Source organism: Serratia sp. (in: enterobacteria) (genome assembly GCF_051654945.1).
Taxonomy (GTDB): Bacteria; Pseudomonadota; Gammaproteobacteria; order Enterobacterales; family Enterobacteriaceae; genus Chania.
Window position 1 is genome coordinate 1 of the sequence record NZ_JBOFZA010000108.1, and the last position, 2,292, is coordinate 2,292.

At 42.4% G+C, this 2,292-nt stretch carries 2 protein-coding genes; both read left to right on the forward strand.

Translation table 11 applies throughout. The features are described from left to right. The first annotated feature begins 108 nt into the window (after window positions 1-108). Entirely contained in the window at window positions 109-1,500 is a 1,392-nt protein-coding gene (locus ACRDCA_RS25170; protein ID WP_438691969.1) for an ISNCY family transposase, read from the forward strand. Between the two features lie 236 nt (window positions 1,501-1,736). Continuing rightward, the gene (locus ACRDCA_RS25175; RefSeq protein ID WP_438691970.1) at window positions 1,737-2,114 is read left to right on the forward strand and encodes a helix-turn-helix domain-containing protein; all 378 of its coding nucleotides are present in this window, start codon (window positions 1,737-1,739) and stop codon (window positions 2,112-2,114) included. Window positions 2,115-2,292 lie beyond the last annotated feature (178 nt).

Genomic DNA, 2,292 nt, shown 5'->3' on the forward strand with positions numbered 1-2,292 from the left:
TCTGCCCGATTTATGATAATGTCCTTATATACCACACGTGATAATGTCCTATTATGATTTGTATGGTATACTTATCCCTCATGAATAAATCAGATGAGGAGACTTTAAATGAGAAAGGTATCATTATCAATGGAAGCACAAGAGAAATACGAAATCATAAAACGTATGGCAGAAGGCCATATTACCAAGAATACTGCCGCAGTTAAGATCGGATGCACTGTCCGTCATATAGGACGGCTACTAACCACCTATAAGCAAAAGGGAAAGAGCGGTTTCCTCCATGGCAACACAGGTCGTAAACCTGTCCATGCCCTAACTGACCAGCAGAAGACAGAAATTGTCACCCTCTACAACAATAAGTATTGGGATGCAAACTTCACCCATTGTTGCGAGCTCCTTGAGACTCATGATTCCATTTGCATCTCACCCTCCTGCCTTCGAAAAATCCTTTACAACGAATTCATTCTTTCACCGAGGGCTACAAGACGCACACGTAAGCACATGAACAAACTTTTACGGGACATGTACAAGACCGCCAAGACAAAGAAGGAAAAGGATCTCATTATGTCCAGCATTGTGGATGTTGGGGACTCCCATTCCCGAAGACCCAGATGTGCATTCTTTGGTGAGATGCTGCAGATGGATGCCTCCGTACATCTCTGGTTTGGGAACACCAAGACACAGCTCCATGTTGCCATAGATGACTGTACCGGTACGATCACCGGGGCTTATTTCGATGAGCAGGAGACATTGAAAGGTTATTACCATGTCCTGCATCAGATACTGACTGGCTATGGGATACCAAACATGCTCTACACAGATAACCGTACTGTATTTGAATATAAAAACAAGAAAATGAAGGAGATCGGCAAGGATACCTTTACGCAGTTTAGTTATGCTTGTAAGCAGCTAGGGATTGAAATCAAGACAACCAGCATTGCGCAGGCAAAAGGACGGGTAGAACGGCTGTTCCAGACATTGCAGTCACGCCTTCCAGTCGAACTTCGGCTGAAAGGCATCACCACCATAGACGAAGCTAATGCATTCTTGAACTCCTACATAAAAGAATACAACGCAAAATTTGCTCTTCCCATCAATCATAGCAAATCTGTCTTCGTTATGCAACCAGATTTAGATACTATAAATCAGACGCTGGCAATCCTGACACCACGTACCGTGGACAATGGGCATTGCATCAAGTTCCAGAACAAGCATTATAAGACCATGGATTCCCATGGATTACAGGTCCATTATCATCGCGGGGTGAAGGGTTTGGTTATCCAGACATTTGCAGGGGAGCTCCTGTTTAGTACCAATGATCAGATTTATGTGCTGGATGAGATCCCTCTGCATGAGCAGACTTCCCGGAACTTTGATATTAAGGCGACTGAGGAGAAACCGAAAAAACGAAACATCCCATCGCCCAGACATCCTTGGAGAAACGATACATTTATGAAGCATGTCCCTTATGATTATTTTTCGGATGGAGTACCCGCATAACCGTAAATGCAAATCGAAAAAATCTTCCGTCAAACTGGAAAGAATCTATTTGGCAGAGGTTTATTTGTGGTACCCAAAAATTGAAAAGCCATCGGATGTGATGATTTCACAGCAGGCATACCACCTGGATACATCGTCTGATACCAATGGTGACTTAATTACTTGGTAAAAAGAGAATTCCAGGACAAATCGAAACACAGAGGCAGTCTTTGAAATGAAAAAGGAGTTAATGATTCATGAACAGTCATTGTTACAGAAAAGAAGGCATACAGCTTATAATTAGTGAGCAAACAGCTGAATATCAGATAAGAAAGCTTCAGGAAGCCTTGTTGCCGTTTGGTATTGAGGTCAGATCTATGAATGATAACAGCACCGGCAAGCCAGGCCTGTGTAATCTGGAAATCCGATGGGATGCAAAAGAACTTCATTATCGAAGGACACGAAATGCGGGTCGTCCGTTTGAAGCCAGCAGTGTCAGTTGGGAAACGATAGAGCAATGGCGGATGGAAGGGATGGCAGCGAAAGCGATTGCAAAAAAACTGAATGTAAGCAGAGCAACCTACTACAACCGGTTGAAGTTGAGGAAAGAGACACCTGAATACGATTATTTCTAAATAATGTCTAACAATTAAATATTAGACAGAGTTATCTAGAACATTTACTGCCCTGAAGGCGCGATAAAACAAGTATCATAACACAAAAAACGAAACCTCTTAAGCTCATAGAAATGCACCAGCTATAGCTGGTGCTAATGTTTTAAAATTTTTAGGACATTTTCAAAAACGGTTGACA